Annotated in this window: 19 protein-coding genes; 7 read left to right on the forward strand and 12 right to left on the reverse strand. The window is 68.9% G+C overall.

The features are described from left to right. Positions 1-28 precede the first annotated feature (28 nt). From P0Y52_14125 to P0Y52_14145, 5 genes are all read right to left on the reverse strand, one after another. Positions 29-3046: a 2-oxoglutarate dehydrogenase E1 component gene (locus P0Y52_14125; GenBank protein WEK57661.1), complete on the reverse strand. Its 3018-nt coding sequence runs from the start codon at positions 3044-3046 to the stop codon at positions 29-31. Between the two features lie 230 nt (positions 3047-3276). Beyond that, the gene (gene sucD / locus P0Y52_14130) at positions 3277-4179 is read right to left on the reverse strand and encodes a succinate--CoA ligase subunit alpha (protein WEK57662.1); all 903 of its coding nucleotides are present in this window, start codon (positions 4177-4179) and stop codon (positions 3277-3279) included. Between the two features lie 56 nt (positions 4180-4235). Beyond that, entirely contained in the window at positions 4236-5426 is a 1191-nt protein-coding gene (gene sucC, locus P0Y52_14135) for an ADP-forming succinate--CoA ligase subunit beta (GenBank protein WEK57663.1), read from the reverse strand. 155 nt (positions 5427-5581) lie between these two features. Next, on the reverse strand, positions 5582-7123 hold the full coding sequence (locus tag P0Y52_14140) for an MFS transporter (protein ID WEK57664.1): 1542 nt from the start codon (positions 7121-7123) through the stop codon (positions 5582-5584). A gap of 141 nt (positions 7124-7264) precedes the next feature. Then, positions 7265-9508: a TonB-dependent receptor gene (locus P0Y52_14145; GenBank protein ID WEK57665.1), complete on the reverse strand. Its 2244-nt coding sequence runs from the start codon at positions 9506-9508 to the stop codon at positions 7265-7267. 267 nt (positions 9509-9775) lie between these two features. On the opposite strand from P0Y52_14145, the gene P0Y52_14150 reads away from it, so the two are divergent. The 3 genes from P0Y52_14150 to P0Y52_14160 are packed head-to-tail and all read left to right on the forward strand — an operon-like array spanning position 9776 to position 11683. After that, complete coding sequence (locus tag P0Y52_14150) at positions 9776-10507, forward strand: TetR/AcrR family transcriptional regulator (protein ID WEK57666.1); 732 nt, start codon at positions 9776-9778, stop codon at positions 10505-10507. After that, entirely contained in the window at positions 10507-11271 is a 765-nt protein-coding gene (locus tag P0Y52_14155) for a LytTR family DNA-binding domain-containing protein (protein WEK57667.1), read from the forward strand. The genes P0Y52_14150 and P0Y52_14155 overlap by 1 nt, the downstream gene beginning before the upstream one ends. A gap of 31 nt (positions 11272-11302) precedes the next feature. After that, positions 11303-11683 carry a hypothetical protein gene (locus P0Y52_14160; GenBank protein WEK57668.1) on the forward strand — a complete coding sequence of 127 codons (381 nt, stop codon included), beginning with the start codon at positions 11303-11305 and terminating at the stop codon, positions 11681-11683. 22 nt (positions 11684-11705) lie between these two features. On the opposite strand, the gene P0Y52_14165 is transcribed toward P0Y52_14160, so the two are convergent. Beyond that, entirely contained in the window at positions 11706-13169 is a 1464-nt protein-coding gene (locus P0Y52_14165; GenBank protein ID WEK57669.1) for a carotenoid oxygenase family protein, read from the reverse strand. A 34-nt stretch (positions 13170-13203) separates the two neighbouring features. Further along, the gene (locus tag P0Y52_14170; GenBank protein WEK57670.1) at positions 13204-13632 is read right to left on the reverse strand and encodes a DUF2141 domain-containing protein; all 429 of its coding nucleotides are present in this window, start codon (positions 13630-13632) and stop codon (positions 13204-13206) included. A 224-nt stretch (positions 13633-13856) separates the two neighbouring features. Here P0Y52_14170 and rpe point away from each other — a divergent pair, with 224 nt between their 5' ends. The 4 genes from rpe to P0Y52_14190 all read left to right on the forward strand — a co-directional run bounded on the left by rpe (position 13857) and on the right by P0Y52_14190 (position 18975). Further along, positions 13857-14540, forward strand: coding sequence for a ribulose-phosphate 3-epimerase (gene rpe / locus P0Y52_14175; GenBank protein ID WEK57671.1), 684 nt, complete (start codon positions 13857-13859; stop codon positions 14538-14540). After that, positions 14537-16351: a heparinase II/III family protein gene (locus P0Y52_14180; protein ID WEK57672.1), complete on the forward strand. Its 1815-nt coding sequence runs from the start codon at positions 14537-14539 to the stop codon at positions 16349-16351. Before rpe ends, P0Y52_14180 begins: the two co-directional genes overlap by 4 nt. 88 nt (positions 16352-16439) lie before the next feature. Next, positions 16440-18044, forward strand: a complete 1605-nt coding sequence (gene purH, locus P0Y52_14185; GenBank protein WEK57673.1) for a bifunctional phosphoribosylaminoimidazolecarboxamide formyltransferase/IMP cyclohydrolase — start codon at positions 16440-16442, stop codon at positions 18042-18044. A 181-nt stretch (positions 18045-18225) separates the two neighbouring features. Then, entirely contained in the window at positions 18226-18975 is a 750-nt protein-coding gene (locus tag P0Y52_14190) for a dienelactone hydrolase family protein (protein ID WEK57674.1), read from the forward strand. 3 nt (positions 18976-18978) lie between these two features. Here P0Y52_14190 and P0Y52_14195 read toward each other — a convergent pair whose 3' ends face one another. From P0Y52_14195 to glnD, 5 genes are all read right to left on the reverse strand, one after another. Beyond that, a complete protein-coding gene (locus P0Y52_14195) occupies positions 18979-19443 on the reverse strand; it encodes an OsmC family protein (protein WEK57675.1) in 465 nt (154 codons plus the stop codon). A 12-nt stretch (positions 19444-19455) separates the two neighbouring features. Next, the gene (locus P0Y52_14200; protein ID WEK57676.1) at positions 19456-20166 is read right to left on the reverse strand and encodes a GNAT family N-acetyltransferase; all 711 of its coding nucleotides are present in this window, start codon (positions 20164-20166) and stop codon (positions 19456-19458) included. A gap of 71 nt (positions 20167-20237) precedes the next feature. After that, positions 20238-21287, reverse strand: a complete 1050-nt coding sequence (gene trpS / locus P0Y52_14205; protein ID WEK57677.1) for a tryptophan--tRNA ligase — start codon at positions 21285-21287, stop codon at positions 20238-20240. Positions 21288-21458: 171 nt separating this feature from the next. After that, positions 21459-23165, reverse strand: coding sequence for a murein biosynthesis integral membrane protein MurJ (gene murJ, locus P0Y52_14210; protein WEK57678.1), 1707 nt, complete (start codon positions 23163-23165; stop codon positions 21459-21461). A 31-nt stretch (positions 23166-23196) separates the two neighbouring features. After that, positions 23197-25887, reverse strand: coding sequence for a [protein-PII] uridylyltransferase (gene glnD, locus P0Y52_14215; GenBank protein WEK57679.1), 2691 nt, complete (start codon positions 25885-25887; stop codon positions 23197-23199). Between the last annotated feature and the right edge of the window lie 30 nt (positions 25888-25917).

Here is a 25917-nt window from a genome sequence, read left to right on the forward strand (position 1 = left end):
GGCGTATCTATAGGTCAGGCAGGGCCGGTCAGGCCATGGCCTCGGCGAGGAAGGTCTCGAGTTCCTTCAGGTGGCGGCTCATCAGGCCGGCCGCCGTGGAGGCGGAGGCCGGACGCCCGACGTAACGGGCGCGCTTGGCCTTGAGATCCATCTTCTCGAGCGTCAGTTCGATCCACGGATCGACGAAGGTCCAGCCGCCCATGTTCTTGGGCTCTTCCTGACACCAGACCAGGTCGGCGTTGGGGAAGCGGGCCAGCTCGGTCGAGATCGACTTGATCGGCCACGGATAGAACTGCTCGAGGCGCAGGATGTAGATGTCGTTGACGCCCGCCTTCTCGCGCGCGTCCAGCAGGTCGTAATAGACCTTGCCCGAGCAGACGATGACCTTGCGGATGTCCTTGTCCGCCTTCAGCGAGACGCCGGCCACGTCCGGACGCAGCTGGGCGTCGTCGCGCAGCACGCGGTGGAAGGACGAGCCCTCCGCCATGTCGGCCAGGGTCGAGACCGCCTTCTTGTGACGCAGCAGCGACTTGGGCGTCATCAGGATCAGCGGCTTGCGATAATCCCGGTGCATCTGGCGACGCAGGATGTGGAAATAGTTGGCCGGGGTGGTGCAGTTGGCGACCTGCATGTTGTTCTCGGCGCACTGCTGCAGGAAGCGCTCAAGGCGAGCCGAGGAGTGCTCGGGGCCCTGGCCTTCGTAGCCGTGCGGCAGCAGCATGGTCAGGCCGCTCATGCGCAGCCACTTGCGTTCGCCGGACGAAATGAACTGGTCGATGACCACCTGGGCGCCGTTGACGAAGTCGCCGAACTGGCCTTCCCACAGGGTCAGGGTGTTCGGATCAGCCAGCGAGTAGCCGTACTCGAAGCCCAGCACCGCCTCTTCCGACAGGGCCGAGTCGATGACCTCGAAGTGGGCCTGACCGTCGCGCAGATGGTTCAGCGGGATGTAGCGCTGTTCCGTCGTCTGGTCGGTGATGCCCGAGTGACGCTGCGAGAAGGTGCCGCGCACCGAGTCCTGACCGGACAGGCGGATGTTGTAGCCCTCGTCCAGCAGCGAGGCGAAAGCCAGGCTTTCGGCGGTGGCCCAGTCGATGTTCTGGCCGGTCGTGACCGTCTCGCGACGCGCCTCGACCACGCGCTTCAGCGTCTTGTGGATGTCGACGCTGTTGGGGATCTGCGTCAGGCGGTGACCATAGTCCGTCAGCTTCTCGGCCGGGACGGCGGTCTGACCGCGCTGGGCCGCGTCGTCGGTCTTCTCGGCGCCCAGGCCCTGCCACTGGCCGTCCAGCCAGTCGGCCTTGTCGGCCTTGAAGCTCTTGCCGGCTTCGAACTCGGCGTCGAGGAAGGCCTCGAAGCGCGCGATCTCGGCGTCGACCTCGGCCTGGGTGACCACGCCCTGCTCGACCAGACGCTTGGAGTAGATCTCGCGCGTCGAGGGCTGGGCGCGGATCTTCGAATACATCAGCGGCTGGGTGAAGGTGGGATCGTCGCCTTCGTTGTGGCCAAAGCGGCGGTAGCAGAACATGTCCACCACCACGTCCTTGTGGAACTTCTGACGGTATTCCGTCGCCACCTTGGCGGCGAAGACGACCGCTTCGGGGTCGTCGCCGTTGACGTGGAAGATCGGGGCCTGAACCATCAGCGCCACATCCGACGGATAGGGCGACGAGCGCGAGTTGCGCGGGCTGGTGGTGAAGCCGATCTGGTTGTTGATCACGAAGTGCAGCGTACCGCCGGTGCGGTAGCCCTTCAGCCCCATCAGGGCGAAGCACTCGGCCACCACGCCTTGACCGGCGAAGGCGGCGTCGCCGTGGATCAGCAGGGGCACGACCTTGGAGCGGTCCAGGGCCCATTCGGCCTCGGGCTTGCCGGCGTTGGCTTCACGGATGTCGAAGGCCTGCTTGGCGCGCGACTTGCCCAGGACGACCGGGTTGACGATCTCCAGGTGCGACGGGTTGGCGGTCAGCGACAGGTGGACCTTGTTGCCGTCGAACACGCGGTCCGACGAGGCGCCCATGTGGTATTTGACGTCGCCCGAGCCTTCGATGTCCGACGGGACGGTCGAACCGCCCTGGAACTCGTGGAAGATGGCCTTGTAGGGCTTGCCCATGACGGCGGCGAGCGTGTTCAGGCGGCCGCGGTGGGCCATGCCGAAGACGATCTCGTCGACTCCCAGGTTGCCGCCGCGCTTGATCACCTGCTCCAGGGCCGGGACCATGGCCTCGCCGCCGTCCAGGCCGAAGCGCTTGGTGCCGGGGAAGCGCTTGTGCAGGAAGCGTTCAAAGCCCTCGGCCTCGATCAGCTTGTGCAGGATGGCCAGCTTGCCTTCCTTGGTGAAGGCGTTCTGCTCGAACTTGTCCGGGCCTTCAAAGCGCTGCTGCAGCCAGGATTTCTCCTCCGGCTCGGCGATGTGCATGTACTGCACGCCGATGTTGCCGCAGTAGGTGCGACGCAGGATTTCCAGCACCTGACGCACGCTGCCGGTTTGCAGGCCCAGGACGCCGTCGAGGAAGATCGGGCGGTCCATGTCGGCGGCGGTGAAGCCGTAGAATTCGGGAGTCAGCTCGGGGTTGTCGATCGGCTGCTCGATACCCAGCGGGTCCAGCGTCGCCTGCAGGTGGCCGCGCACGCGGTAGCTGCGGATCAGCATCAGGGCGCGGATCGAGTCATGGGCGGCGGCGCGCACGTCGGCGGCGGTCAGCGCGCCCGAGGCGTCGGCCGCCGGAGCCGCGGGTCGCGGACCGGGCTTGCCGGCGGCGGCCTTGGGATCAGGCTTGGGCGCGGGCCAGCGGCCATCGAACACAGCGGTGTCCTCGCTCGGATCGGTGGCGGCGCCACGGCCCCAGGAGCCGGCGGCGGCCGACTGCTTCACCAGGTCGGCGTTGTCCTTCAACTGATCGAAGAAGGCGCGCCATTCCCCCGACACCGAGCCGGGGTCCGCGGCCCATTTTTCGTGCAGGTCCTCAATGAAGGCGGCGTTCGCGCCATAGAGGAAGCTGGTCTCGGCAAAGACCTGGTTCAGCCGACCTGCATCGTCCGCCATTTTTCTCTCGTCGTCCTACATTCGGCCGCGCGCGCACGCCTGCGCGGTGAGCGGCGCCGCTCATATAGGCCGTGTTTCCTTACTGGTCATGACCGAAGCGGGGCGATGCGGGTGGAAATTGGTCGAATCCGCAAGAAAAAACGCCTCCGGACGATTCCGGAGGCGTTTCAAAAGGTCGCGGGGCGCGAAAATTCGCCCCGGAACAGCGTTCTCTTGCCCTGAAGGGCTTCTTAGCCCTTCAGCACTTCGAGCAGCGTGTGGCCCAGACGCGCCGGCGACGGCGAGACGCGGATGCCCGCAGCCTCCATCGCAGCGATCTTGGATTCCGCATCGCCCTTGCCGCCCGAAACAATGGCGCCGGCGTGGCCCATGGTGCGGCCGGCCGGAGCCGTACGACCGGCGATGAAGCCGGCCATCGGCTTCTTGCGGCCCTTCTTGGCTTCGTCGATCAGGAACTGGGCGGCGTCTTCTTCGGCGCCGCCGCCGATTTCACCGATCATGATGATCGAGGTGGTTTCGTCGTCGGCCAGGAACATTTCCAGGACGTCGATGAACTCGGTGCCCTTGACGGGGTCGCCGCCGATGCCGACAGCCGTGGTCTGACCCAGGCCGGCGTTCGTGGTCTGGAACACGGCTTCATAGGTCAGGGTGCCCGAGCGCGAGACGACGCCGACCGAACCCTTGGAGAAGATGTTGCCCGGCATGATGCCGATCTTGCACTGTTCCGGGGTCAGGATGCCGGGGCAGTTCGGGCCCAGCAGGCGCGAGTTGGAACGGTCCAGGCGAGCCTTGACGCGCACCATGTCCAGCACCGGGATGCCTTCGGTGATGCAGGTGATGAAGGGGATCTCGGCCTCGATGGCTTCGATGATGGCGTCGGCGGCGCCTGCCGGCGGGACGTAGATGACGGTGGCGTCAGCGCCCGTGCGCTCCTTGGCTTCAGCGACCGAGCCGTAGATGGGCAGGGTTTCGCCGTGCGAGCCGGTCCAGTTGGTGCCGCCCTTGGTCGGGTGCACGCCGGCGACCATCTGGGTGCCGTGATAGGCCAGGGCCTGTTCGGTGTGGAAGCCGCCGGTCTTGCCGGTCAGGCCTTGCACGATGATCTTGGTGTTCTTGTCGACGAGAATGGACATGTGTCTGTGCTCTGAAATCTGTGTGTCTGCAGGCGGTGGCGGTTAAGGCTTGCGCCTTAGCCGACCGCCGCGACGATCTTCTGGGCGGCGTCGTCGAGGTCGTCCGCCGCCGTGATGGCCAGGCCGCTCTCGTTCAGGATCTTCTTGCCCAGCTCGGCGTTGGTGCCTTCCAGACGCACGACCAGCGGCACCTTCAGGCCCACTTCCTTGACGGCTGCGACCACGCCTTCGGCGATGACGTCGCACTTCATGATGCCGCCGAAGATGTTGACCAGGATGCCCTGGACGGCCGGGTCAGCGGTGATGATCTTGAAGGCCGCTGCGACCTTGTCCTTGCCGGCGCCGCCGCCGACGTCGCAGAAGTTGGCCGGCTCTTTGCCGTACAGCTTGATGATGTCCATGGTCGCCATGGCCAGACCGGCGCCGTTGACCATGCAGCCGATGTTGCCGTCGAGGGCGACGTAGGCCAGGTCCCACTCCGACGCTTCGATTTCCTTGGCGTCTTCCTCGGTGACGTCGCGCAGTTCCTTGATGTCAGGGTGACGGAACAGGGCGTTGCCGTCGAACGACACCTTGGCGTCCAGAACGCGCAGGCGGCCGTTTTCCATGACGATCAGCGGGTTCACTTCCAGCATGGCCATGTCCTTCTCGACGAAGGCTTTATACAGGGCCGGGAACAGCGACTTGCCGTCTTCACGGGCGTCGCCTTCCAGCAGAAGCGCGTCCGACAGGGCGGCGCAGTCGGCTTCGGTCACGCCGGTCGTCGGGTCGATGACGACGGTGATGATCTTTTCGGGGGTGTCGTGGGCGACGGCTTCGATGTCCATGCCGCCTTCGGTCGAGACGACGAAGGCGATGCGGCCGTAGGCGCGGTCGACCAGGATCGACAGGTAGAGTTCGCGCGAGATGTCGGCGCCGTCTTCGATGTAGAGGCGGTTGACCTGCTTGCCGGCGTCGGTCGTCTGGGCCGTCACCAGGGTGTTGCCGAGCATTTCCTTGGCGTTCTTGACCACGTCCTCGATCGAGAAGGCCAGGCGCACGCCGCCCTTGGCGTCAGCCGGCAGTTCCTTGAACTTGCCCTTGCCGCGGCCGCCGGCGTGGATCTGCGACTTCACCACATAGAGCGGGCCAGGCAGTTGCTTGGCGGCGGCTTCGGCCTGGTCGGCCGAGGTGATGGCGACGCCTTCGGCGACCGGTGCGCCAAAGGCCTTGAGAACCTGCTTGGCCTGATACTCGTGAATGTTCATGTCTGATCCGCGCCGCTGGGAGGAGGTGTGAGGAAACTTTGGTCGCGCTTATAGGCGTCGGCCCTTCGCAGACGCAACCGTTCGTCTCCTTATGCGCCTCCCAAGCTTTTCTTATGCGCGAAACGGCTCAGCTCGGCTCAGCCCCGGCGGGCTGATCAGTCGACCCAGTCCTTCTTGAGCGTGCGCGAGGCGCCGAACAGCAGGGCCGACGACAGCAGATAGAAGCCCATGCCGGTGTAGATGGCCCAGCGCAGGCTCTCCTCGCCGAAGGTCGGGCGCAGCAGGTCGCTCATCCAGCCGAAGTAGAAGAAGCCGACCGCCAGCCCCAGCAGGTTGTTGATCAGCAGGAAGATGGCCGAGGCCGTCGAACGCATCGGCGCCGGGGCCAGATGCTGGACCGCCGCCGTCACCGGGCCCAGCCAGGCCAGGTTCAGCCCCGTCGGGATCAGGAAGATGAGGAAGGCCACGCTCAGGGCCAGGGCGCGGCTGCCGCCCCCGGGCAGCAGGCCGATCAGCCAGGGCGAGTTCATGGCCAGGATGAAGCAGGGCGCCGAGATCAGGAAGGCCACCGCCGGCACCAGAGGATAGCCGCCCTTGGACTTGCGTCCCAACCTGTCGGCCACCGAGCCGCCCATCCAGATGCCCAGCAGGCCGCCGATCAGGGCGATGCCGGCATAGTACCAGCTGACCTGAGCCAGGGTCAGGTCGAAACTGCGCATGAAGAAGAGCGGCAGCCAGCCCGCCACGCCGTAACCGCACACCGACGAGGCGGCGGCGCCCAGCGACAGCAGCCAGAAGCTTTTCTTGCGCATGATGACCGATCCGGTTCGACGGGCGATCAGCAGCGACACGCCGATGACCGCGAACAGGCCGGCGCCGAAGGCCGGGATCAGGGGCGTGGCTACGCCGACGCCTGCCAACGACAGCCCCGCCAGCAGGGCCAGACCGCCCGCGACGCCAAACGCGCCCAAGCCCACCTTGCGGCCCAGGCCGTCGTCGGCCGGAAGCTCTGAGGCCGAGGCGGGGACGCCAGCGGCAGGAACGACCTGACCCGTCGCCTGGGCCGCCGCCGCATCCGTCCCGCCGCGCTTCGGGTCCCGCACCGTCAGACGCAGGAGCGGCGCCACCAGAACGCCCAGAAGCCCCACCGCAATAAAGGCGGTGCGCCAGCCGTAATGGGCCGCCAGCAGGCCGCCGATCAGGGTGCCGCCCGCCGTCCCCAGCGGAATGCCGAACGCGAAGGCGGCCATGGCGCGGGCGCGCTGGTTGGGCGGAAAATAGTCGGCGATCAGCGAATAGGCCGGGGCCACGCCGCCCGCCTCGCCGACCCCGACCCCCATGCGGAACAGGAAGAGCTGCCCGAACGAACCCGCGACCCCGCACAGGGCGGTGAAGCCCGACCAGACGGTCAGGGCCCCGGTCATGATCCAGACCCGACTGGACCGGTCCGCCAGCCAGGCCAGGGGAATGGCCAGGGTCGAATAGACCGAGGCGAAGGCGATGCCGCCCAGCAGGCCGAACTGGCTGTCCGATAGCTGGAACTCCTGCTTCAGCGGCGCGGCCAGGATGCCGATGATCTGCCGATCCACGAAGTTCAGCATGTAGACGAAGACCAGAATGGCCAGGACGTAATAGCGATAGCCGGTCGAGACGGACTCGGCAGGCTCCTGCGGCGCGGCGGCCCCGGACGTGGTCATGGTTTGCCCCCTGGAGCGGACGGTTTCTTGATGGACGGCGACGGTAGCGGCGCCGCTCGGCGTCGCCAAAGAAAAAGGGCGGCGGTCCGGTCGGGACCGCCGCCCGCGATCAAATGATCAGGCGTTCGGGAGAGAGCAGGATCAGTACTTGGCTGTAACCTTGACCATCCAGGTGCGCGGGGCGCCGTAGTAGGCCGTGCGGATGTTGCCGATGGAGGAGAACTCCTGGGCGTCGGTCTTGTAGACCTCGTCCGCCAGGTTCTGGCCGTAGAGGCCGACGCTGTAGCGGTCCGCCGCGTCCGACCAGACGACGCGGGCGTCGTAGAGCCAGTAGGCGTCCTGATACATGCCCGCCAGTTCGGTGTCGGTGTTGATGATGGTGTTGTCCACCGCCAGGGCCATGCGCGAGCGGTACTTGGCCGCCGCGCCAAACGTCACCGACGATCCGCCGTCCAGCGCCCACTCATACTGACCGCCGACCCGCACCGTCCACTTCGGCGAGAAGGCCGGGTCCTGGAAGGCGCGGCTGCCGCCGAAGGCGGTGAATCGGGCGTCCGCGAACTCCTTGTAGTCGGCGTTCAGGAAGCCGATCTGGGTGTCCAGGGTCAGGCCGCGAACCGGGGCCAGAACGCCTTCGACTTCAAAGCCGAAGATGTCCAGCGAGCCCGCGTTGATCACCGACAGGACCGGGGTCGGCACGCCGCCGCCGGGAGGGGTTTCGATGCCCGAGACGCGCGCCTGGAAGTCGTCATACTTGGTCATGAAGGCGGCCAGGTTCAGACGCACCCGGTTTTCCCAGTACTGCGTCTTGGCGCCGACCTCGAAGCTGTCGGCCGTTTCCGGCTGATACTCGGTCGCTTCCGTCGCCGAGTTGGCGCGGCCGTTGAAACCGCCCGACTTGAAGCCCTGCGAGTAGCGCGCATAGACCATGGCGGCGTCCGACAGCTGATAGTCGGCCGACAGCATGATCGACGTGTCTTCATACTCGCCGGTCGGCGGGGCGAAGGCGTAGCTGGAGTTGAGCGCCGTCAGATTGCTGACCACCGAGGTCAGGCGCGCATAGTCCTTCTCTTCCTTGGTGTAGCGCACGCCGGCCGACAGGCGCAGGGCGTCCGTCACCGAATAGCTCAGGTTGGCGTAGGCCGCTTTCGACGTCGTCTCCAGGGCGTCGTCGATATAGCGCAGGAAGGTGGGGTTGCCGTATGCCGGGCCCAGCAGGTCGTCGTTGTAGCTCTCCTGATGCGAGGAGACGTCTTCCTTCAGCCAGTAGAGGCCGCCGACGGCGGTCAGGCGATCCGTCGAATAGGTCAGTTGCAGTTCCTGGCTGGTCTGCTTCTGATCCACGGCCACCAGGGCGTCGGCGATCTCCAGTTCGGTGGCGTCGAAATCGATGTAGTCGTCGGTGTTCAGCTCGCGATAGCTGGTGATCGACTTCAGCGTCAGGGCGTCGGACAGGTCCCACGTCATGCGCAGGGCCGAGCCCCAGGTCTCCAGACGCGTCTCGTTCGGCAGGCCCGGCGTGGTGCGGGTCTTGAAATCATACTCCGGCGTCGGCGTCGCCACCGGATAGGACACGCCATAGCCGAGATAGGTCAGGCTGTTGGTCGCCTGGCCCACGGTCAGGCCCGCGTCGTCCTTCGAATAGTCGACGTTCAGGTCGACGCGGAAGGTCGCGGTCGGATCCCAGGCCAGGCTGGCGCGGGCGGCCGAGGTGTTCTTGTCGTTGTATTCGGCGCCCGTGACCGGATCGGTGACATAGCCGCCGCGCTCCGAATGCAGGGCCGACAGACCCAGGGCCAGGGTGTCGGTGATCGGGCCGGAAACCGCGCCCTGGATCTCCATCAGGTCATAGTCGCCATAGGCGGCCGAGGCGCGGGCGCGGAACTCCTGGCCCGGACGACGCGACACCAGCTTCATGGCGCCGCCGATGGTGTTCTTGCCGTAGAGGGTGCCCTGCGGACCGCGCAGGATTTCAACGCGTTCCAGGTCCAGCAGGTCGAACTGGCTGCCGCGGATGCGGCTGTAATAGACGTCGTCGACATAGACGCCGACCGCCGGGTCGAAGGTCTGCAGCGCGTCCGGCTGGCCCACGCCGCGGATATAGATGTTGGTCGAGTTGGAGGAGCCGCGGCCCTGAACCAGGTTCAGGTTCGGCACCGCGCCCTGCAGGTCCGTGACCTGTTGCGCGCCGACGCGTTCCAGGGTCTCGCCGCTGAAGGCCGTCAGGGCCAGCGGGGTCTTCTGCGCCGATTCTTCGGTGCGGCGGGCGGTGACGATGATGTCTTCAACGCTGGAGGTCGGCTGCGCGTCCTGGGCCTGAGCCGCCGAGACGATTGCGCCCATGGCGGCGCCCGCCAGCAAGGCGGTCTTCACGAGTCTGTTCATTTGGATCCCAATCTCTGTTTCCAGCCCAATCGACGCTTTTATTCAGCGTTCAATGATTTTCACGGAACGTGCCGGTCTTTCGCCCTCCTGTCAAACGGCCACGCTCAACCCCGCCTCAAATCCGCCGCCCCTGTGGCGCCGTTGCACTGAGGGTCGAACCGCGCCCGGAGCCGGACGCACCGCATCCGGCTCCGGGATTCATGCAGGAGCGAATATCCAGGTTCATAGACAATCGCATCTGAACCGATTTCGCTCTAGCTTGCGCGCATGAAACCTGAAGACGACCTCGCCCCCACCCTGCCGCCCGTCGTCGCCGCGCCGGCACGTCGCGGTCGCCCGAAGAAGACCAAGACCGCCGCGGCGGGCGAGACCCGCGACGCCATCCTGAACGCGGCCGAGGACCTCTTCTCCAAACACGGCTTCTATGGCGTCACCATCCGCGAGGTGGCGCGCGAGGCCGGCGTGGATACGGCCCTGGTCCACTATTATTTCGGGGCCAAGAAGGAGTTGTTCGACGCCGTCTTCACCCGCCGCGCCGAGGTGTGGAACAGCGAACGTGTCGCCGCCGTCGACCGCTACGCCGAGGCCGCCGGCGAGGCCATGACCCTGGAGGGCCTGTTCGAGGCCTTCCTGCGCCCGCCGTTCCAGTGGTCGATGAAGGGCGGGCCGGGGTGGAAACACTACGCCGCCCTGGTGGCCCAGACCAACGCCAACCCGGCTTTCGGCGGCGAGACCATGGCCCGCTATTTCGACCCGGCGATCCGCCGCCTTCTGGAGCTGGTCAAGCGCGTCCTGCCCGAGGCGGAGGAGACGGACCTCTACTGGGCCTACCACAACCTGTCGGGGGCTCTGACCCTGACGCTCGGCGAGACCGGACGTCTGGACCGCCTGTCCGGCGGCCTGTGCAAGTCCGGCGATCTGGACAGCGCCTGCGACTACATGGTGCGCTTCGCCGCCGCCGGATTCCGCGCCGTCTGCCTGCCCGGCAAGACCGCCTGATGCGCCTGCCTGAAGGGCTGAGCGGCAAGGGCCGAGACTTCCTGCGCGGTCTGATCGTGGCCGTCGTCGCCGGCGGCTTTCTGGCCGTCAGCGGCGCCTTCGGCTCGGGCGACACCCCGCTGACGCAGAGGCTGGCCTACTGGATCCCCCTGCTGGTGATCGGCGGATTATGGGGCCATGTCTGCGGCGCCTTCGTCACCCGCTTCATCGATCAGGACGCCCGCCCCTGGGCCGTCACGGCGGCGCTGACGGCGGTCATCACCGGGCCGCTGACCCTTGGGGTCTGGGCCGCGACCGGCCTCTTTTTCAGCGGACGGCTGTTCCCGCTGGCGGTCCTGATCCACTTCCTGCCTCCGGTCGCCCTGATCACCGCCGCGGTCAGCGCGATCAACGTCTTCCTGGGCCGCGAGCGCCCGGTCGAGACCCACGCCTCAGCCCCCGGCGCCGCGCCCGCCCGCTTCCTCGACCGCCTGCCGCCCAAACTGCGCGGCGCCCGCCTGATCGCCGTCCAGGCCGAGGACCACTACCTGCGCCTGCACACGGATCGAGGCTCGGACCTGATCCTGATGCGGCTGGCCGACGCCCTGACTGAGCTGGAAGGCCTGGAAGGCGCCCAGACCCACCGCAGCTGGTGGGTGGCCAGGGACGCCGTCGCCTCCGTCGCCCGCGGCGACGGCCGCGCCGCCCTGACCCTGACCGACAACCTCACCGCCCCCGTCAGCCGCCGCTACGCCCGGGCGCTGAGGGAGGCCGGGTGGTGGTAAACTCATTCAGGATGCGCGTTGTGAGGAACGGATGCAAAAACGCTGGCTCTTCCTGATCGCCGTGTTCGCCGTCGCGCTGACGATCCTCTACCTCATGACCGCCCGCGTTTTTCTGGAAGGGACTCTTGGCGATAACTATTTGATGTTGAAGCCATACCCCTCGCTAGACATTGGCATGGGCGGGGGTGAAGAAGGTGCTTGGTCGCGCGCCCATCCCGACCAAGCCCCGCCTTGGTGGCAATCACCTGACGCCATTCGCCTGCTCGATGGTGGATCATGGGAGGAAGAACCGGTTCTCTGGCCGACGTTCTACATACTCGGCTACCTCTTAACCCCGGTCCTGTGGCTCGTGCTGGCAGTTAGCGGCCTACGTCGGTTGATCAGCAGCCGCCGCATCAAGTCTCGCGCCTGACCGGTTTCGACGACCCCAGCCATCACACCCAGTTCCCATGAAACGCCGCCGGCAGGGCCACGTCGGCGCGCCATGTGGCGACGGGGCCGTCCTCGACCTGCAGCAGGTCCAGAACGTGCAGTTCGCTGACCCCCGCCTTCAGGTTGATGGTCGGGCCGACCAGCCAGGCGTCGGCCTCGTGCGTCCCGCCGGGCTTGGGCACGTAGACCATCTCGTCGGTCACGTGGCCGGGGCCGAAGTCGAAGGACCGCGTGCGGCCTGAGGTCCAGTCCGTCACCCCCACCGCCGAGGCCAGAGGTCGATCGGCGCGCTCGCCCGTCGTGTGCAGGCTGAAACGGCGGGCCAGCCCGGCGCGACGCGGGTCGCTGCGCGGGAACTCGCCCACCAAGCCGGTGCGCTCCAGCCGCCCGCGACCGTTCGGCTCCAGCACCACCATGGCCAGTTCCGCCGGGTCATGGCCGAGCGGCACGCCGTTCAGCACCTCATGGGCGCCGCGCGCGGCGAAATTCATGTCCTTGTGGGCGCACAGATCCAGCCGGATCGTGCCGTCCGCCTCCTCCCAGGCGTCGCCCGCATGGAAGAAGCCGAAGGGCGGCAGTTCATAGATCCGGCGCTGGCTCAGGTCGGCCTTGTCGATCACCAGCACGTGGGTCCCGGCCTGCGGCGTCCACTCGAACGCCGCCGAGATCGGCATGATGTTGCGCGTGTGCACCCAGGGCTGCAGCACGATGACCAGATGCTTCGCCGTGGCGCTGAAGTCGTGGATATAGCTGGCGCGCGGCAGGGCGATGACGTCCGCCGCCTCCAGCGTCCCGTTCGCCGCCAGACGCCAGACCATGGCCTGCTTGCCGTTCAGGCCCAGGTTCCAGATGCGACCGTCCGGTTCGATGCGCGGGTGGGCCAGGAAGGGCATGCCCTTCAGGTCGGGACGCAGGGTGATGAAGTCCTCGGTCGCCAGGGTCTCGGGGTCCATGGCCAGGGGCGAGCCCGCCTCCCACAGCGCCCACAGCTTGCCGCCCACCCGGTGCACCGAGGTATTGGCCGGGCTGGCGTCGTCGGGCGAACCGATACGGGCGCGCGGGTCGGCGACCGTGCCGAAGCCCGGCATCAGCATGGCCCCGACCTCGGCCTCCTGGCGCCGCTTGGGCGTGTCGGCGAAGCGGGCGGCCAGCGACGCCTGACCGTCCTCGACACGCCAGCGGCGGATCAGGCCGTCGCCGTCGAACCAGTGCTGGGACGAGCCGCCGGGCCGACGGAACTTGGCCGGGCCGTTGCGATAGAGACTGCCCGACAGCCCGGCCGGCGCCCGACCGTGCACCAGCGTCAAGGCGCGCGGGGCCACGTCGCCCTCCACGTCGGCGGTGGCCAGGGCCCAGTCGGCGGTCGCGCTCATCGCCTGTGCGGCATAGGCGCGGTCGGGGGTCAGGACGCGGGCGGCAGCGAGCGCGGCGGCGCCCATGAACAAGGTGCGACGGGTCGGGGTCATGGCGGTCTCTTCGAAGTCTGACGCTTGTCTGGGCTTAGCGGATGCGGATGGTCTGGGCCGTGGCGCCCATGACCTCGAAGCGGGCGCGATCCCACTTGGCCGGGCCCATGTTGCCCACCGCATTGTTGGAGAAGGCGAAGGGCTCGGTCGGCATCCCGAAGGGGTTGGTGTCCATCTTGCCGTTGCCGTTGACGTCGTGGAAGGCCTTCACCCCATAGGCGCCGGCGGGCAGGTCGAACACGGCCTCGCGCTGGCCCGCGGCCACGTCGACCTGAGCCACCCGCGCCGGCTGTCCGCCCTCGTAGGCGGCCTCGCTGTCATACAGGGCGACCATGATAGCGCCGGTCTCGGCGCCGGTTTCGAAGGTCAGGGTCACACGGTCGTCCGCAGCCAAGGATGAGGAGTGGGCCAGGGCAGGAGCTGTGAAGGCCAGAACGGCGGCGACGGCGAGGGTGCGGATCATGGCGGGGTCCTTATCGAGAGACGGTTGAAGAAGTCGCCGCCTTCCTCCCCCACGCCGCCGCGCCTCGCCAGCGGCCTTGCGTCCCTGACCGCCCCGCCTTCGCCAATGACCACCATCGACCGTTGGCGAAGCGCCAATGCACACCCTCGGCAGCGCTTCGTCGCCCCCCCTGCGTCAGCGGCCCGGCTTGCCCCCCGCGCGTCATGGCCGTAAGTCGCAGAGCCATGACCCAGACCGTCGCCGCAACCGCCCCGCTGATCTGCCCCTCCATCCTCGCCAGCGATTTCGCCAAGCTGGGCGAAGAGGTCCGCGCGCTCGAGGCCGCAGGCGCCGACTGGATCCACGTCGATGTCATGGACGGCCACTTCGTGCCCAACATCACCATCGGCCCGGATGTGGTGAAGGCCCTGCGCCCCCACACCCGTCTGCCGTTCGACGTCCACCTGATGTGCGCCCCGGTCGACAACTGGCTGGAGGCCTATCGCGAGGCGGGCGCCGACCTGCTCAGCATCCACCCGGAAAGCGGCCCCCACGTCCACCGCACCCTGGGCCGCATCCGCCAGCTGGGCGCCAAGGCCGGCCTGGTCTTCAACCCGGCCACGCCGCTGTCGATCCTCGAAGAGGTCGTCGACCTGGTCGATCTGGTGCTGATCATGTCGGTCAACCCCGGCTTCGGCGGTCAGAAATTCATCCCTTCGTCGCTGCACAAGATCGAGCGCGCCCGCGCCATCCTCGACCGCGCCGGGTCCAAGGCCCACCTGCAGGTCGACGGCGGCGTCATCGCCGACAACGCCGGGGCCTGCCTGTCCGCCGGGGCCGACGCCCTGGTCGCCGGCTCCTTCGTCTTCAAGGGCGGGCCGGACGCCTACGCCGCCAACATCCAGGCTCTGAAGGCCGCCGCCGCGTGAGCCCCCTTGGCCCCTTCGCCCCGCGTGACGCCGAGGGCGGCCTGACCGAGGGTCATATCCCCGGCCTCAAGGGCGCGCCGGTCCGCACCCCCGTGCGCCCCGCCGGCGGCCCCAAGACCGACCCTGCCCTCTGGGCCGCCGTGGCCGGGCAACTGGCCGCGCGCCAGCTGTGGATCGAGCTCTATGGCCTGCCCGGCTACGCCCTGACGCTGAAAGGCGCCCGCGCCGACGGCTTCGCCGTCAGCCCGCGCGACTTCCGCCCCCTGCGCGAAGAGGCGCCGCGCCCGCTGCTGTCGGGCCGCTTCACCCTGGCGGGCCTCAGCCTTGACGCCGAGGGCCCCGCCGATCTGTGGAACCGCCCCACGCCCAGCCGCGCCTTCGCGGTTGAACTGCACGCCTTCGCCTGGATGCCCGAGATGATGGCCCACGGCGATCGCGGCCTGCGCGAGGCTTTGGCGCTGACCCTGGCCTGGGACGACCTGTTCAACCGCTGGTCGCCCTTCGCCTGGGACCCCGAAATTCTCGCGCGCCGCACCTATCACCTGGCCTGCGCCGGACGGCGCCTGGCGGGAGTGGCGACCGAGGCCGAGCGCCTGCGCCTGACCGACATTCTGGCGCGGCAAGCGCGTCAGCTGCTGCGTCCGCCCGGCGGCCTGATGGGCCGAGCCGAGCGCCTGACCGCCGCCGCCGTCGCCGGCTGTGCGCTGGCGGGCAAGGCCGGGGCCGGCATTCGCCGCACCGCCCTGAAGCGCCTGCCCAGCGCGCTGGAGATCACCGTCGCCATCGACGGCTGTCACGCCGCCCGCGCCCCGGAAATGGGCCTGGAGCTGCTGCTCGACCTGCTGACCCTGGACGACGCTCTGGCCCAGCTGTCCGAGCCGACGCCCGAGCCGGTCGCCGCCGCCATCTCGCGCCTGACCACAGCCCTGCGCGTCCTGACCCTGCCTGACGGGCGCCTCGCCGCCTTCCAGGGCGGCGGGCCTTCGACCCCCGATCGTGTCGCCGCCGCCCGCACCCATGACGAGACGCCCGCCCCGCCGCCCAGCGGCGCGGTTGGCGGACTGGTGCGCATCTCCAGCCCCCTGTTGACCGTCATGGTCGATGTGGAGGCCCCGGCGCGCGGCGCCTGGTCGGCCGCCGCCTGCGGTCAGCCCGCCGCGCTGGAGGTCGTCTGCGGCCGTGACCGCCTGTTCACCTCGGCCGGATGGACCCCGCGCGCGCTCGACCGTCAGGCCCTGCGCCTGACGCCGGGGGCCTCGACGCTGACGCTCGGCGAACAGCCGCTGGGCGAGCCCCTGTCCGGCTGGAAGGCCGAACTTCTGGGTCCGCGCCTGATTGGCCCGACCCTGCACGTCAGCCGCGATCACCGCGAAGGCGACGGCGCCGTCTGGCTGGAGGCCGAGCACGATGGCTGGATGCCGCTCTATGGCCTGATGCATCAACGCCGCCTCTATCTGGATCAGCGCCTCGACGAACTGCGCGCCGAGGAACGCCTGCATCCGCCCGAAGGCCGCCCCGACGTGACCCGCGCCATCGCCGCCCCCTACGCCCTGCGCTTCCAGCTGGAGCCGGGGGTGCAGGCCTCGCTCGCCCGCGACCGCCGCTCCATCCTGCTGCGCGGTCATTCGGGCCGCGGCTGGTGGTTCCGCAGCGACGGCCCCGACGTCGCCATCGAACCCGCCGTCCACGTCGATGAAGGCCTGACGCGGCGCAGCCTCCAGATCGTCGTCCGCGGCTCCGCCCGCACCGACGCCGACACCAAGATCCGCTGGAAGCTGAGCCCGGCCGGCGCCGCGGGCGATCCGCACTGACTAATCGGGCGGCGCGGGCTGACGCGGGCGACTGATGGTGCTAGAGCGCCCGCCATCTCCCCGCCCCAGCTGTTAACGGACGCCGCCCATGCCCGCCGCTCCCGACTTTCCGCCCGCCCCGGACGCGATCAAACCTGTCCGCGCCCTGATTTCCTTGTCGGACAAGGCGGGGCTGGAGGACGCGGCGCGCACCCTCGTCGGCCTCGGCGTCGAGCTGGTCTCGACCGGCGGCACCAAGGCGGCGATCGCGGGCTATGGCCTGCCGGTCAAGGACGTGGCCGATCTGACCGGCTTCCCGGAAATGATGGACGGCCGGGTCAAGACCCTGCACCCGGTGGTGCATGGCGGCCTGCTGGGCGTCAGGAACGCCCCGGCCCACGCCGCCGCCATGACCGAGCACGGCATCGGCGCCATCGATATCGTCTGGATCGACCTCTACCCGTTCGAGAAGACGGTCGAAGACGGCGGCGGTTTTGAAGCGGCCATCGAGAACATCGACATCGGCGGCCCGGCCATGATCCGCTCGGGCTCCAAGAACCACGGCCACGTCGCCGTCGCCGTGGACGGCGAGAGCATCGGCCTGATCGTCGAGGCCCTGAAGGCCGACGGCACGACCACGCTCGCCCTGCGCAAACAACTGGCCGCCCGCGCCTTCGCCCGCACCGCCGCCTATGACGCCGCCGTGTCCGGCTGGTTCGCCGGTCAGCTGAACGACGCCGCCCCGGCCCGCAAGTCGATCGCCGGTTCGCTGGCCCAGACGCTGCGCTATGGCGAGAACCCGCATCAGACCGGCGCCTTCTACCGCACCGGCGAACGCCGTCCGGGCGTGGCCTATGCCGAACAGGTCCAGGGCAAGGAGCTGGGCTACAACAACATCGCCGACGCCGACGCCGCCTATGAGCTGGTGGCCGAGTTCGAAAGTCCGGCCTGCGTCATCGTCAAGCACGCCAACCCCTGCGGCGTGGCCGTCGGCGCCACCCTGTCGGAAGCCTATGCTCGCGCGCTGGAATGCGACGCGGTCTCGGCCTTCGGCGGCGTCATCGCCGTCAACCGCCCGCTGAACGGCGACGACGCCCGCGCCATCACCGGCATCTTCACCGAGGTGGTCATCGCCCCCGGCGCGGATGAAGAGGCCAAGGACGTCTTCGCCGCCAAGAAGAACCTGCGCCTGCTGATCACCGACGGCCTGCCTGACCCGCACGGCGCGGGCGAGGTCTTCCGCTCGGTGGCCGGCGGCTTCCTGGTCCAGTCGCGCGACCGGTCGCTGATCAAGCCGTCCGACCTGAAGATCGTCACGCGTCGTCAGCCGACGCCGACCGAGATCCAGGACATGCTGTTCGCCTTCACCGTGGCCAAGCACGTCAAGTCCAACGCCATCGTCTATGCCAAGGACGGCCAGACGGCGGGCATCGGCGCCGGCCAGATGAACCGCCGCGACAGCGCCCGCATCGCCGCCATCCGCGCCAAGGAAGCCGGCGAGGCCAAGGGTCTGGCCCATTCGCTGGCGCAGGGTTCGGCCTGCGCCTCTGAAGCCTTCTTCCCCTTCGCCGACGGCCTGCTGGAGGCCATCGCCGCCGGCGCCACGGCGGTGATCCAGCCGGGCGGCTCGATGCGCGACGCCGAGGTCATCGCCGCCGCCGACGAGAACAACATCGCCATGGCCTTCACGGGCGTGCGCGTCTTCCGGCACTAGGTCTGAAGGGCGCTAGCGCTCGCCGCGCGGCGGCTCGCTGCTTGAGCGCGTGACGTTTCCCCTCTCGCGGGGGCGACGTGCTCAAGCAGCCCGAAGGGCGGTAGCACCTCTCAAAAAAAGCTTCTCCCGTCAGGGAGAAGCGGCGCTTTTTCTTTGCTGTTCGCGCGTTATGGTGCCGCTCATGGATACGCTCGACGCCCGCTGGGCCATGCTGGAACCGCACGTGACCGTGGTCGGCCCCGAGGACGACCGGCCGCGTCCGGCGGTGCTGCTGTTCCACGGCTGCGGCGGTCTGCGCGATCACCTGCCGCGCTACGCCGAGGCGGCCAAGGCGGCGGGCTGGCGCGCCTTCATCGTCGATTCCTACGCCCCGCGCGGCTGGAACCGGGCCTTCACCCTGACCACGGTCTGCACCGGACTGGTGCTGCGCGGCTATGAGCGCGCGGGCGACCTCCTGGCCGCCATTCAGGGCATTTCGCGCCGCCCCGACGTCGATCCGACGATGCTGTCGCTGGCCGGCTGGAGCCACGGCGGGTGGTCGATCATGGAGATGATGAGCGAGGACCCGCAACCGGGCCGCATGGGCGTGGCCGACCCGGCGTCCTGCGACCTGTCGGGGGTCAAGGCGGTGTGGCTGGCCTACCCCTATGTCGGGACCTGGGCCTTCAACAAGATGAAGCCGTGGCGGCACTGCCCGCGCGTTCTCGCCATGACGGCCAGGCGCGACCACCTGACCACGGTGTCGAACGCCGAGCGAGTCAACGCCATGATCCGCGACTGCGGCTCCGAGGTCGAAAGCTGGGTCGCCGAGGGCACCCACGCCTTCGACGAACCGACCAGCAACGGCCCGATGCGCCACGACCCAGAGCTGACGCTGGAGGCCCTGCGTCGCTTCACGGCCTTCCTCAAGGATGTGGCGCCGGAGGCGTGATCCTCAGCCGGTACGGGCCGTGACCGTGATCTCGGCGCGCACCGAATGGGCCATTTCACAGTGCTCGTGCGCGGAATGGTGCAAGGCGTCCAGCTCGGCCTGGTCGGGCTGACGGCCCGTAAAGGTCGTCACCGGCTTCAGGGCGACGCGCGCCAGATAGCGCTTGCCCGCTTCATTCTTGTCCAGCTCGCCCGAGGCCTCGTCCAGATAGCGGTCGACCACCAGACCGGCGTTGGCGGCGAAGGCCAGGAACCACAGCATGTGACAGCTGGACAGGGAGGCGACCATGGCCTCCTCCGGGTCCACGCCCGCCGGGTCCGACATCGGCACAGGCACCCCCGACGGGGCCGAGGAGCCGGGCACCACGGCCCCGCCGTCAAAGCGCCAGACGTGGGCGCGGCTATATCGCTTGTCGACGAAGGCCTGATCGCCCCGCGTCCATTCCACTGTTGCGCCGTGTCCGCTCATGCCGCGTCTCCTCTAGGCCTCGCCCAACGAGGTATAGATCATGCGCGCCCGCGTCTGAAATCCCAGTCCGCGATAGAAGGCGATGGTCGTCTCGTGATCGGCGAAGGCGTGCAGGAAGGCCGCCTCTCCCGTGGCCAGAATCTCTGCGACCACGGCGCGGGACAGGGCGGCGGCGTAGCCCATGCCGCGATGATCGGGATGGGTGCAGACCCCGCTCAGCTCGGTGAAGCCGTCGACGCGCAACCGCCGCCCCGCCATGGCGACCAGCTGGCCGTCGCGCTTGACGCCGACGAAGGGACCCAGCTCGCGGGTCCGGGAGCGAAACGGACCGGGCTTTGTCAGGGTGGCCAGGGCCAGCATGGCGGGGGCGTCCGCCTCGCCCAGCACCTCGATCATGTCGTCCAGCCGCGCGGCTGTCGACCCGACCGGCGTCAGCGCGGTCGCCGTCATCTGCACCAGGGCGACCTGGGCGGCGACCGGCACGCCATCGGGCAGAACCCCGGCCATCGGCCCGTCCTCGCGTTCGACCAGGCCCGCGCCGGGATAGCGTCGAGCCAGGACGCCGAGCGCCTCGCGGCTGGCCCTGCTGTCGTCCGCCGCCGCCAGAAAGACGCCGACCTCGGGGTCGAGGCGCGCGGCCAAGGCTGCGGAATCCGGCGTCGTAAACCGCGACAGGCGCGTCGTCAGGGCGTTGAAGACGGCGCGATCGAGAGGATGGGTCATGACCGACGATCTAGGCGCGAAGACCCCGCCGCGAAACCCGCAGCGAGGCCATCACGTCCGAAAACGGCTGATCAACCCTGCCAGAAGCCGACGATCTTCTTGACCTCGTCCACGACCGGCTGGGCCACTTCGCGGGCGCGCTCGGCGCCGACGGCCAGGGCGCGGTCGATCTCGGCCGGGTCGGCCATCAGGCGGCGCATCTCGGCCGTGACCGGAGCCATCGACGTCACCGCCAGCTCAGCCAGCTTGGGCTTGAAGGCGCCGAAGCCCTGACCGCCAAACTCGGCCAGAACGGCCTCGCGCGTCGTGTCCGACAGGGCGGCGTAGATGGCCACCAGGTTCTTGGCCTCGGGCCGACCGTCCAGACCCTCGACCGTGTCCGGCAGGACATCCATGTCCGACTTGGCCTTCTTGATCTTGGCCGCGATGGTGTCGGCGTCGTCGGTCAGGTTGATGCGCGACAGGTCCGACGGATCCGACTTGCTCATCTTGGCCGAACCGTCGCGCAAGGACATGACGCGGGTGCCCGGACCCTGGATCAGGGGTTCAGGCTGGGGGAAGAAGTTGGGCGCGCCGAAGTCGTTGTTGAACTTGGCGGCGATGTCGCGGGTCAGCTCCAGATGCTGTTTCTGGTCCTCGCCGACCGGCACCTCGGTCGCCTTGTAGAGCAGGATGTCCGCCGCCTGCAGCACCGGATAGGTGTAGAGGCCGACGCTGGAGCGCTCCTTGTGCTTGCCCGACTTCTCCTTGAACTGGGTCATCCGGTCCAGCCAGCCGAGGCGGGCGACGCAGTTGAAGATCCAGGCCAGCTCGGCGTGAGCCGGCACCGCCGACTGCGGGAAGATGGTCGCCTTGGCCGGGTCCAGACCCGCCGCCAGATAGGCCGCCGCGATCTCGCGCGTCTGGGCCGTCAGCTTGGCGGGGTCCTGCCAGACGGTGATGGCGTGCATGTCGGCGACGAAGACGAACAGGGGCGCGCCCGTGTCCTGAAGTTCGGTGAAGCGCTTCAGGGCGCCCAGATAATTGCCCAGGTGCAGGGCGCCGGAAGCCTGGATGCCGGACAGGATACGGCGCGGACCTGCATAAGCCGGAGCGACGGGGGCCGGGATCTGGTCAGTCATGGAATTTTCTCGGGAAGCGTAAAGGCTGGAATTCGGCGCACGCAGGCGTGCGGAGGCAGGCGGTGAACAGTCAGCCGCGCCATCGCCGGGCGATAAAGGGATGTCCCGAATAAGCCATGCCCTCGCGCTTACCGGCTCGGCGGTCTTAGGGCAAGGCTGGGAAGGGCAAGCTTACCGCCCCTTGCGGATCAGGCCCTTGATCTCAGCGACCGTGATCGCGCGGGTGGCGAAGGCCAGGACCACATAGGTCAGGCCGCCCGCCGCCACGACCAGAGCCAGGGTGATCTCCTTGGCGCCGTGGCTGGTTCCCAGCATGGCCATCAGATCGGCCACCGGCGCCTGAAGCATGGGACGCGCCCAGGAGGCGAGGCCGACGACGACGCCCAGGCCGAGACTGGCCAGACCGATGCGCGCCAGCCGCGACGCCGCCGCCGGGCTGGGCCGGTAATGACCTCGCCGCCACAGCGTCGCGCCGAGCAGCAGGGCGTTGGTCCAGGCCGCGGCGCTGACCGCCGCCGCGATCCCGGCGATGCCCATGCCCAGGTTGAAGAGGGCGATGGCCAGACCGGCGTTCACCGCCACCGAGATCAGGGCGAAAACCATGGGTCGCCGCGTATCGCCGCGCGCGAAGAAGGCCGGGGCCAGGATGCGGATCAGGACGAAGGCCGGCACGCCCCAGCCGAACTGGAACAGGGCCTGGGCCGTGTTGACCGCGTCGACCTGCAGGAAGGCGCCGCGCGTGAACAGGGCGTCGATCAGGAAGTAGGGCATGGCCAGCAAGGCTGCTGCTGCGGGCAATGTCAGGGCCATGGACAGGGCCAGGGCCTCGTCCATCGAGGCCTGCTGCTGGCCGTGGTCCTGGGACGCCACCGCCGCCGACAGCTTGGGCAGCAGGGCGATGCCGATGGCCACGCCGACCAGGCCGAGCGGCAGCTGATACAGCCGGTCCGCCGTGGCCAGCCAGGTCCGGCCGCCCGCGACGAAGCTGGACAGGTTGCCCGAAATGAAGACGTTGATCTGGGTCGCCGAGTTGCCGATGGCGGCGGGCACGGCGGTGATGATGATGGCCTTCACCGCCGGGGTCAGCCTGGGCATGGTCAGGCGGATATTGGCGCCCGCCTTCCTCGCCGCCCACCAGCACAGGCCGGCCTGGGCCACGCCCGCCACGGCCACGCCCCAGGAGGCGGCGTAGGCGGCGCCGACCTGGTCGCCCTTGGCCGGAATGACGGCGGCCAGCATGATCAGGTTCAGCAGGATGGGATAGGCGCCCGAGACGATGAAGCGCCCGCGCGCGTTCAGCACCCCGCTCAACAAGGACGCCACGGCCATGCAGGGCAGATAGGGCATGGTGATCTGGGTCAGGATCACCGCCAGCTTGAAGCGCGCCGGATCGTCGAGGAAGCCGATGTTGATGACCGTCATCAGCCACGGCATGGTCAGCTGGGCGATGATGGTCAGAACCACGGTGACGGCGGCGACGGCGGCCAGGGCGTCGGTGGCGACCTGATCGGCCACGGCTTCGCCTTCCGTCTTCAGCGTCTTGGCGTAGGCCGGCACGAAGGCGGCGGCGAAGGCCCCTTCGGCGAAGATGCGGCGGAACAGGTTGGGGAAGTTCAGGGCGGTGTTATAAGCGTCCGCCGCCGGTCCCGCCGAGGCCCCCAGCGCCGCCGAGATCACCACGTCGCGCGCAAACCCGGCCAGGCGGCTGAGCAGGGTCATGGCGCTGAAGATGGCCGAGGAACGCATGACGCCACCGCCCTTGGGCGCGTCGCCGTCCAGCGTCGTCGAGGCGGCGGGCGGCTGAACGATCGGCTCGACGGTGGCGTTGGCGGCCGGGACCGGGGCTGCCGGTTCAATGGGATCGGTCTTGTCGTTCACGGCTATCTCTGTGTTCGCCCGGACAAACGCCTTAGCGCGCCCGCGACCCGCTGGATACGGGCTTGCGTCCAACCTCGCCTTCCAGATCGGAGACGTCGCGGACGCTGGCCCGCACCGGGACGATGCGGCGCCCCGCCGGCCCCTGCGGCGCACGATCCAGAACCTCCAGCAGCCCAGCCTTCAGCGCCCCCAGACGCGCCGCGTCGCTCGGCTTACGACCGTCGGCGTCGGTGATGTAGAAGCCGTCCACCGCCCGCTCGCCGAAGCTGGCGACGTGGGCCGAGCGGGTCGAATAGCCGTGGGCCGCAATCGTCCGCGCCAGATCGGCCAGCAGGCCGGGCCGGTCTGCGCCCGAAACCTCGACCACCACGGCGCTGGTGCCGGCCTCGACGTCGATCCGCACCACCGGGCGCACCTCAAACACCGCCCGGCGGGCGCTGACGCGCGGGGTCTCGACCGCCGAGGCCCGGGCGCCCTTCTGCGCCGCCCGCTCCAGCGCCTTGACCAGGATGGCCAGCCGACGCGGCTCGCGCTGGCCATAGGCCTCGCCCGCCCCGTCTTGAAGCTCGAACACGTCCAGCGCCGTGCCGTCCTCGGCGGTGGCCAGACGGGCGCCGACGACATCGGCCCCCGCCAGGGCCAGGGTCGCCGCCAGATCGGCGAACAGGCCGGGCCGGTCCGTCGCCGCCACCGCCACCCGCGCCGTGGATTCCAGCGCGGTTTCCGGCGGCAGGGCCTCGACCGCCGCGCCTTCGCGCCGCGCCCGCTCGACCAGGGCCGGGTGATCGACCAGCGGGTCCTCGCGCGTCACGGCGTCGCCGCGGAACAGGGCCTCCGTGGCCTCGAACAGGGCGCGCATCAGCTGCCCCTTCCAGCCGTTCCAGACCCCCGGCCCGACGGCGCGAATGTCGGCCACGGTCAGGACCATCAGCATCCGCAACCGCTCGGGATCGCCCACGGCCTCGGCGAAGGCCTGCACCGTCGAGGGGTCGGAGACGTCGCGTTTCTGGGCGTAGTCGCTCATCAGCAGGTGATGGCGCACCAGCCAGACCACCAGCTCGATCCGGCGCGGGTCGACGCCCAGCCGTTCGCAGGCGCGGCGCGCAGCGATGGCCCCGTCCTCCAGCTGGCCCCGGTCGCCGCCCTTGCCCACGTCGTGCAGCAGCATGGCCAGCATCAGCACCTCGATATCGGCGATGCGATGGATGATGGCGGTCGAGGCCGGATGGTCCGCCTCCAGCTTGCCGCGCGCGATGTCGTTGATGATCCCGACGGCCTGCAGGGTGTGCTCGTCCACCGTATAGGCGTGATACATATTGAACTGGGTCTGGCCGACGATCCGCCCCCATTCGGGCAGGAAGCGACCCAGCAGACCCGTCTCGTTCATGATCGACAGGACGCGATAGGGCCTCTGGCCATGCGCCAGCACCGTCAGCAGGGCCTCGGCCGCCCGCGGGTCGCGCCGCAGCGCCGGCGTCACCAACGGCAGGGCGCGGATCACCGCGGCGAAGGCGTCGGGGTGCAGATCCAGATCCAGCCGGTCAGCCTCGACAAACAGCAGCAGCAGCCGCACCGGGTCATGGGCGAAGACCCCGCCCCCCGTCACCGTCAGACGCCCGCCCTCGATGGCCAGTCCGTCGAAGGCCAGCTTGGCGCGCCGGCGGGGGATCAGCCGCGACAGGCCGCGCGCCAGCCCTTGCGCCTTCTTCTGCTGGCGCGCCTCCAGCTGGGCCGAGACGGCGCGGGTCAGGGCCCCGACCTCGCGCGCGACCTGAAAATAGCGGCGCATGAAGCGCTCAACCGCCAGTTCGTCGCCGCGCCCGCGCCAGCCCATGCGCCGGGCGATCTCGGGCTGATAGTCGAAGGTCAGCTTCTCTTCCGCCCGGCCCGCCGTCAGATGCAGATGGATGCGCACGCTCCACAGGAAACCGATGGCCTCGCGGAAGCTGCGCAGCTCGCGCGCGCTCAGCAGGCCCTCCAGCGCCGCCTGCCCCCGCTCGCTGTCCGGCGCCAGCGACCGGGCGATCCAGAACAGGGTGTTCAGGTCGCGCAAACCGCCCTTGCCGTCCTTGATATTGGGCTCGACGCGGTAGCGCACAGCGCCTGTTTTTTGCAGGCGGACGTCCCGCTCCTCCATCTTGGCGGCGATGAAGGGGCGCGGATCGGCCTTGGCGACCTCAGTCCGAAACCGCCTCAGCAGGCCCTCGCCGAGGGCGATGTCGCCGACCAGCGTCCGCGCCTCCAGCAAGGTGGTCCGCACCGTCATGTCGCTGCGGGCCAGGTCCAGCGTCTCGCCGACCGAACGCGAGGCCGAACCGACCTTCAGGCCCAGGTCCCACAGGACGTAGTGGACGAACTCAGTCACCGCCGTGGTGCGTGCGTTGACGCCCTGACCCGGCCGCAAAAACAGCAGGTCCAGATCGGAAAAGGGCGCCAGAACGCCGCGCCCGTAGCCGCCGACCGCCAACAGGCTGAGGCGATCCTGCGGCGCCGGATGCAGGACCTCGGTCGCCACCCGCCACAGGTTGATCAGCATGGCGTCCGCAGCGGCGGCGTAGAGACGCGCCGCCTCGGCGCCATCGACCCCGCTCTCCAGCCGCCGGGCGACGCGGGCGCGCTCGATGGCGAAGCTTTCGCGCAAGAGCTCGGTGACGGCGACGCGGGCGTCGGGCGCCGCAGCGGCTTCAATGAGGCGCGGATCAAGAACGGAAGAAGAAGTCACGCCGACCATCCTAACACGCCCTCTCCTCCG

The sequence above is a fragment of the Candidatus Brevundimonas phytovorans genome, assembly GCA_029203145.1.
Lineage (GTDB): Bacteria > Pseudomonadota > Alphaproteobacteria > Caulobacterales > Caulobacteraceae > Brevundimonas > Brevundimonas phytovorans.

Bases quoted from the DNA above. Each gene is read 5' to 3' on its own strand.
- P0Y52_14125 (WEK57661.1), bottom strand. From the start codon at position 3,046: ATGGCGGACGATGCAGGTCGGCTGAACCAGGTCTTTGCCGAGACCAGC.
- sucD (WEK57662.1), bottom strand. From the start codon at position 4,179: ATGTCCATTCTCGTCGACAAGAACACCAAGATCATCGTGCAAGGCCTG.
- sucC (WEK57663.1), bottom strand. From the start codon at position 5,426: ATGAACATTCACGAGTATCAGGCCAAGCAGGTTCTCAAGGCCTTTGGC.
- P0Y52_14140 (WEK57664.1), bottom strand. From the start codon at position 7,123: ATGACCACGTCCGGGGCCGCCGCGCCGCAGGAGCCTGCCGAGTCCGTC.
- P0Y52_14145 (WEK57665.1), bottom strand. From the start codon at position 9,508: ATGAACAGACTCGTGAAGACCGCCTTGCTGGCGGGCGCCGCCATGGGC.
- P0Y52_14150 (WEK57666.1), top strand. From the start codon at position 9,776: ATGAAACCTGAAGACGACCTCGCCCCCACCCTGCCGCCCGTCGTCGCC.
- P0Y52_14155 (WEK57667.1), top strand. From the start codon at position 10,507: ATGCGCCTGCCTGAAGGGCTGAGCGGCAAGGGCCGAGACTTCCTGCGC.
- P0Y52_14160 (WEK57668.1), top strand. From the start codon at position 11,303: ATGCAAAAACGCTGGCTCTTCCTGATCGCCGTGTTCGCCGTCGCGCTG.
- P0Y52_14165 (WEK57669.1), bottom strand. From the start codon at position 13,169: ATGACCCCGACCCGTCGCACCTTGTTCATGGGCGCCGCCGCGCTCGCT.
- P0Y52_14170 (WEK57670.1), bottom strand. From the start codon at position 13,632: ATGATCCGCACCCTCGCCGTCGCCGCCGTTCTGGCCTTCACAGCTCCT.
- rpe (WEK57671.1), top strand. From the start codon at position 13,857: ATGACCCAGACCGTCGCCGCAACCGCCCCGCTGATCTGCCCCTCCATC.
- purH (WEK57673.1), top strand. From the start codon at position 16,440: ATGCCCGCCGCTCCCGACTTTCCGCCCGCCCCGGACGCGATCAAACCT.
- P0Y52_14190 (WEK57674.1), top strand. From the start codon at position 18,226: ATGGATACGCTCGACGCCCGCTGGGCCATGCTGGAACCGCACGTGACC.
- P0Y52_14195 (WEK57675.1), bottom strand. From the start codon at position 19,443: ATGAGCGGACACGGCGCAACAGTGGAATGGACGCGGGGCGATCAGGCC.
- P0Y52_14200 (WEK57676.1), bottom strand. From the start codon at position 20,166: ATGACCCATCCTCTCGATCGCGCCGTCTTCAACGCCCTGACGACGCGC.
- trpS (WEK57677.1), bottom strand. From the start codon at position 21,287: ATGACTGACCAGATCCCGGCCCCCGTCGCTCCGGCTTATGCAGGTCCG.